The sequence below is a fragment of the Streptomyces mexicanus genome (genome assembly GCF_902506575.1).
In the GTDB taxonomy this organism is placed as follows: domain Bacteria; phylum Actinomycetota; class Actinomycetes; order Streptomycetales; family Streptomycetaceae; genus Streptomyces; species Streptomyces mexicanus.
In genome coordinates, this window is the sequence record NZ_LR732544.1 from 6,300,815 (window position 1) to 6,307,149 (window position 6,335).

Below are 6,335 nucleotides of genomic sequence, written 5' to 3' on the forward strand. Positions count from 1 at the left end.
CCCAGGGGCTGCGCCCCGTGCGTCGGCGCGCTTCCTGCGCCAGGCGGCCCGCACGGTGCGCAGCCCCTGGGCCACCCCCGCCGAACCGACCGCTTGCACCGAACGCACCAGGTCACGACCGTCCATGCTGCTCACCCTGCCATTGACGGCGCCCCGCAGGTGTGTCGTTCAACTGCCGTTCACCCAGGCTCCGGCCACATCTTCACGACACGGACTATGTGGGGCGCACCCTGGTGCGGAAGTCGATCACGTGGCATCGTCCCTGTCAGCCGCGTCACGCGCACACCCCAGCCCGTGCGCGGACCGACGCACACGACGCGCACAGTCCGGGAGCCGCACCATGACGACCGCGAACCCCCTGCCGCTCTGGCAGCCCGATCCGCAGCGCATCGCCCAGGCGCGGATCACGAAGTTCCAGACCTGGGCGGCCGAGCACCACGGAGCACCGGCCGAGGGCGGATACGCGGCGCTGCACCGCTGGTCCGTCGACGAGCTGGAGACGTTCTGGAAAGCCGTCACGGAGTGGTTCGACGTCCGGTTCTCCACCCCCTACGCGCGCGTGCTGGGCGACCGCACGATGCCCGGCGCGCAGTGGTTCCCCGGGGCCACCCTGAACTATGCCGAACACGCCCTGCGCGCCGCCGCCGACCGCGCGGACGAACCGGCCCTCCTGCACGTCGACGAGTCCCACGACCCGCAGGCCGTGACCTGGGCCGAGCTGCGCCGCCAGGTGGGCTCCCTGGCCGCCGAACTGCGTGCCCTGGGCGTACGCCCAGGCGACCGGGTCAGCGGCTACCTGCCGAACATCCCCCAGGCCGTCGTCGCCCTCCTCGCCACGGCCGCCGTCGGCGCCGTGTGGACGTCCTGCGCCCCCGACTTCGGCGCCCGCAGCGTCCTGGACCGCTTCCAGCAGGTCGAACCCGTCGTGCTGTTCACCGTCGACGGCTACCGCTACGGCGGCAAGGAGCACGACCGCCGCGACGTCGTCGCCGAACTGCGCCGCGAACTGCCCACCCTGCGCGCCGTCGTCCACATCCCGCTGCTCGGGACCGACGCACCCGAGGGCGCCCTGGACTGGGCGGCGCTGACCCGCGCGGACACCGAGCCCGTCTACGAGCAGGTGCCCTTCGACCACCCCCTGTGGGTGCTGTACTCCTCCGGCACCACCGGCCTGCCCAAGGCCATCGTGCAGTCCCAGGGCGGCATCCTCGTCGAACACCTCAAGCAGCTCGGCCTGCACTGCGACCTCGGCCCCGAGGACCGCTTCTTCTGGTACACCTCCACCGGCTGGATGATGTGGAACTTCCTCGTCTCCGGCCTGCTCACCGGCACGACGATCGTCCTGTACGACGGCAGCCCCGGCTATCCCGACACAGGCGCCCAGTGGCGCGTGGCCGAACGCACCGGAGCCACCCTGTTCGGCACCTCCGCCGCGTACGTCATGGCCTGCCGCAAGGCCCAGCTGCACCCCTCCCGCGACCACGACCTCTCCCAGGTCCAGTGCGTGGCCACCACCGGCTCCCCGCTGCCCCCCGACGGATTCCGCTGGCTGCACGACGAGGTCCGAGCCGACCTGTGGATCGCCTCCGTCAGCGGCGGCACCGACGTCTGCTCCTGCTTCGCCGGCGCCGTACCCACCCTCCCCGCCCACATCGGGGAACTGCAGGCCCCCTGCCTGGGCACCGACCTGCAGTCCTGGGACCCGGCCGGCGCCCCCCTGATCGACGAGGTCGGAGAACTCGTCGTCACGAACCCCATGCCGTCCATGCCGATCCGCTTCTGGAACGACCCCGACGGCAGCCGCTACCACGACAGCTACTTCGCCATGTACCCCGGCGTGTGGCGCCACGGCGACTGGATCACCCTCACCTCCCGCGGCTCCGTGATCATCCACGGCCGCTCCGACTCCACGCTCAACCGCCAGGGCGTGCGGATGGGCTCCGCCGACATCTACGAAGCCGTCGAACGCCTCCCCGAGATCAAGGAATCCCTCGTCATCGGCATCGAACAGCCCGACGGCGGCTACTGGATGCCCCTCTTCGTCCACCTGACACCCGGCGCCGTCCTCGACGAGGCGCTCGTGACCAAGATCAAGCACACGATCCGCGAGCACCTCTCCCCGCGCCACATCCCCGACGAGATCATCGAAGTGCCCGGCGTCCCCCACACCCTCACCGGCAAGCGGATCGAGGTACCCGTCAAGCGCCTGCTCCAAGGCACCCCGCTGGAGAAGGCCGTCAACCCCGGCTCCATCGACGACCTCGACCTCCTGCGCTTCTACGAGGACCTGGCCCGCAAGCGCGCCTGAAGCACCCCCCCCGTCGGCCACCGCGAGCAGGCCGGACCTCCGAGGCCGACGGGGATCCCCTCCTCTCCTCAGGCCCGGCACACGTGCCCCGGCACGTCCCGTGGCCGCAGCGCCCGCCCCGTTGTCAGTACCGCCGGTTACTGTGAGTGAGCATTGACCGACCATGCGCACAGGGGGAGAACATGGCGCACACCGACCACCGGACGATGCGACGCGTCCTGCGTCAGGAGATCGCCGGCACCATCGGCCTGCTCACCGACGAACACGACTTCCGCGCCATGCGGCGCTACCGCAGCTTCACCTTCGACGACCACGTCACCTACCTGGAACAGGTCGAAGCCCTCCTGAAGACCCGCGCCGCACAGGGCAGCCACACCAGCGTGGCCCTCTTCGACCCCGAGGAGTACGCCGCCTACTGCGCGGACAACGGCATCGACCCCGACCCCCCCGCCAGTCGCGCCCGCTTCACCGCCGAACTGGCGACCACCGGCGCCACCGTCCCCTACGACGGCAGGCCCCTGGCCGAACTCGTCCCCACCCTCGTCGACGAGGCCGTACGCCAGGCCACCTGGGAGTACGCCTCCCACCTCCTCGCCCGGGTCGGCCCCTGCGCCACCTGCGGCGAGGACATCGGCCACGCCGCCTTCACCCGGGCCGCACACCTGCTGGCCCGGATCCTCGACACCGCACCACCGGGCCGGCACCACCTGGTCTGCAGCGTCTCCACCACACCGGAAACCCTCCTCGCCGTCCTGCACGCCGAGGAGGAGGCCGACGGCTCCCACCGGATCGACGAAACCGAAGCCCTCGAATTCACCGCGGTCCTCGCCGCCGGCCTCGCCACCCACCGCCCCGGCGGCCTGGTCATGCGCACCACCGCCCCCGGCGTCCCCGACCAGGTCTACGGCTGGCGCCTGCGCGGCGACGGGCTGGAACCGCTCACCGCGGGCGAGGTCTTCGACGCCTACTGCACCGACGTGGACTCCGGCGACCTGGTCGCACCCGAATCGGGCGTCGACTACCGCACACCACCCGACCTCGGAGAGGCAGGACCGACATCCCGGCACCGGCACTGAAACACCCGAGGGGCGCCCCACCCACGGGTGGAGCGCCCCCCGGACCCCGCCCACGAGGCCCCTTCGGCCCCGCGCGGTCACTCGCCGGACAGCACCGCCTGAGCCGCCGCCCGCGCGTCCTCGGCGCTGTCCGCGGCCCGCGCGGCCGCCGCCGCACGCTCGCACTGCGCCAGCGTGTGCTTGGCCAGCGTCGCCCGGACGTACGGGATCGACGCCGCACCCATGGACAGGGAGGTGACCCCCAGACCGGTCAGCACACACGCCAGCAGCGGATCCGACGCCGCCTCACCGCACACACCGCAGCTCTTGCCCTCGGCCTTCGCCGCCTCGGCGGCCAGCGCGACCAGGTCGAGCAGCGCGGGCTGCCACGGGTCCTGCAGCCGGGACACCGCGCCCACCTGACGGTCGGCGGCGAAGGTGTACTGCGCGAGGTCGTTCGTCCCCAGCGACAGGAACTCGACCTCCTGCAGCACCGAACGCGCCCGCAGCGCGGCCGAGGGAATCTCGACCATCGCACCGAACTTCGCCCGCAGCCCCGCCGCACGGCAGGCGTCCGCGAACGCCTTGGCGTCGGCCCGGTCCGCGACCATCGGAGCCATGACCTCGAGGTAGACCGGCAGGCCCTCGGCCGCCTTGGCCAGCGCCGTGAGCTGGGTGTGCAGCACCTCCGGGTGGTCGAGCAGCGTCCGCAGGCCCCGCACGCCGAGAGCGGGGTTCGGCTCGTCCGCCGGCGTCAGGAACTCCAGCGGCTTGTCCGCGCCCGCGTCCAGCACCCGCACCACCACGCGGCCCTCGGGGAAGGCCTCCAGCACCTGCCGGTAGGCGGCGACCTGCTTCTCCTGCGACGGCGCCTTCTTGTTGTCGTCCAGGAAGAGGAACTCGGTCCGGAACAGACCGACACCCTCGGCACCGGCCTCGACCGCCGCCGCCACGTCCGCCGGGCCACCGATGTTCGCCAGCAGTGGCACCTTGTGCCCGTCGGAGGTGACACCCGGGCCCGTCGAAGCGGCCAGCGCCGCCTTGCGCTCGGCAGCCGCGGCCCGCAGCTGTGCCTTCTTCTCCTCCCCGGGGTTGACGAAGATCTCGCCGGTGCTGCCGTCCACCGCGATCACCGTGCCCTCGGCCAGCTCACCGGCACCGGGCAGCGCCACCACGGCCGGCACGCCGAGCGCCCGCGCAAGAATCGCGCTGTGACTGGTCGGGCCGCCCTCCTCGGTCACGAAACCCAGCACGAGCGCCGGGTCCAGCAGCGCCGTGTCGGCCGGCGCCAGGTCCCGGGCCACCAGGACATAGGGCTCGTCGCTGTCCGGAACACCCGGCATGGGCACCCCGAGCAGCCGCGCGACGATACGGTTCCGCACGTCATCGAGGTCGGCCACCCGACCGGCGAGATACTCACCCGCACCGGCCAGCAGGTCCCGGTACGCGGCGAACGCGTCGTACACGGCACGCTCCGCCGTGCTGCCCACGGCGATCCGCCGGTCCACATCCGCGATCAGCTCCGGGTCCTGCGCCATCATGGCCTGGGCCTCGAGCACCGCCTGGGCCTCGCCACCGGCCAGATTGCCGCGCGCCATCAGGTCGGCCGCCACCGCCTCCACGGCCTGGCGGGCGCGCCCCTGTTCGCGCTCCGCCTCCTCGGCCGGAATCTGCTTGGCCGGCGGCTCGAGCACCGCCGTCCCCATGTGCCGGACCTCGCCGATCGCCACTCCGTGGCTCACACCGACGCCTCGCAGGGTTGTCTCCATGTCACCCGTCTCCGATGAGAGCGGCGGCCGCACCGCCGCAGTGGTTGTCCTGTTGGTCGTAGTCGCCGCCCCTTGCGGTCCCCGCGGCCCCGGGGACGACGAGAGGCGTCACGACCAGACGAAGAGACTGTCGCCGGCCTTCACATCACCACTGTCCCGCAGCTCGGAGAGCGCCTCGGCGGTGGCCTCCAGCGCCACGACCGGGCAGACGGGAGACTTGCCCGCGGCCTCGACGGCGGCGGGATTCCACCGCACCACGGCCTGCCCGCGCCTGACCGTGTCCCCCTTGTTCACCAGCAGCTCGAAGCCCTCGCCGTTGAGCTGCACGGTGTCGATGCCCAGGTGCGTGAGCACCCCGTGTCCCTGCTCGTCGACGACGACAAAGGCGTGCGCGTGCAACGAGACGATGACACCGTCCACGGGCGAGACGGCCTCGGACGGCTCGCGCACGGGATCGATCGCCGTACCGGGGCCGACCATGGCGCCGGAGAAGACCGGGTCCGGCACTGCGGCCAGTCCGATGGCACGTCCGGCGAGCGGGGACGTCACGGTGGTCATGGGAAGCCTCCCAGGGGTGGAGATTCGGGCCGTCACTGCCTGTCCCGGACGGCGCGCTGTCGAGCAGGGTATGTCACGGTAAGTACCGGATACCGGCGAGAGCTTACGTCAGCTCACGTTGGTGGTCTAGACCACCAATCGCAGCGATTTGCACCGGGTCCGCCACCCCTGTACAGTCGTAGGCCGCTCGGGGATGAGGGACATCAGTGGATGTCCTCGACCGAGCGGAGCCCAACCTGTCAGATCCTATCTCCGGATCGCCTTCCGCATGCCTGCGGGACGGTGGTCAGAGAGACCGGAAAAGCCTGATAGAGTTTGGATCACCGAAAGGGAAGCGCCCGGAGGAAAGCCCGAGAGGGTGAGTACGAAGGAAGCGACCGTTCCTTGAGAACTCAACAGCGTGCCAAAAGTCAACGCCAGATATGTTGATACCCCGTCTCCAGTCTGATGGCTGGGGCGAGGTTCCTTTGAAATAACACAGCGAGGACGCTGTGAACCGTGAGGATTATTCCTCCTCACGGTTCCGCTCTCGTGGTGTTCGCCCCGATCACGGGGAAGCATTCACGGAGAGTTTGATCCTGGCTCAGGACGAACGCTGGCGGCGTGCTTAACACATGCAAGTCGAACGATGAACCTCCTTCGGGA

General features: G+C 70.9%; 4 protein-coding genes. 2 read left to right on the forward strand and 2 right to left on the reverse strand.

Annotated features, from left to right (window positions below; genetic code table 11):
• Positions 1–340 precede the first annotated feature (340 nt).
• A complete protein-coding gene (locus GV126_RS28125) occupies positions 341–2,308 on the forward strand; it encodes an acetoacetate--CoA ligase (RefSeq protein ID WP_159672000.1) in 1,968 nt (655 codons plus the stop codon).
• Between the two features lie 182 nt (positions 2,309–2,490).
• Complete coding sequence (locus GV126_RS28130; RefSeq protein ID WP_159672002.1) at positions 2,491–3,384, forward strand: DUF8829 domain-containing protein; 894 nt, start codon at positions 2,491–2,493, stop codon at positions 3,382–3,384.
• Between the two features lie 77 nt (positions 3,385–3,461).
• Here the strand turns inward: GV126_RS28130 and ptsP are convergent, their stop codons facing one another.
• Both ptsP and GV126_RS28140 read right to left on the reverse strand, forming a co-directional pair.
• Positions 3,462–5,132: a phosphoenolpyruvate--protein phosphotransferase gene (gene ptsP, locus GV126_RS28135; RefSeq protein ID WP_159672004.1), complete on the reverse strand. Its 1,671-nt coding sequence runs from the start codon at positions 5,130–5,132 to the stop codon at positions 3,462–3,464.
• 108 nt (positions 5,133–5,240) lie between these two features.
• Positions 5,241–5,690: a PTS sugar transporter subunit IIA gene (locus tag GV126_RS28140; protein ID WP_028423138.1), complete on the reverse strand. Its 450-nt coding sequence runs from the start codon at positions 5,688–5,690 to the stop codon at positions 5,241–5,243.
• Positions 5,691–6,335 lie beyond the last annotated feature (645 nt).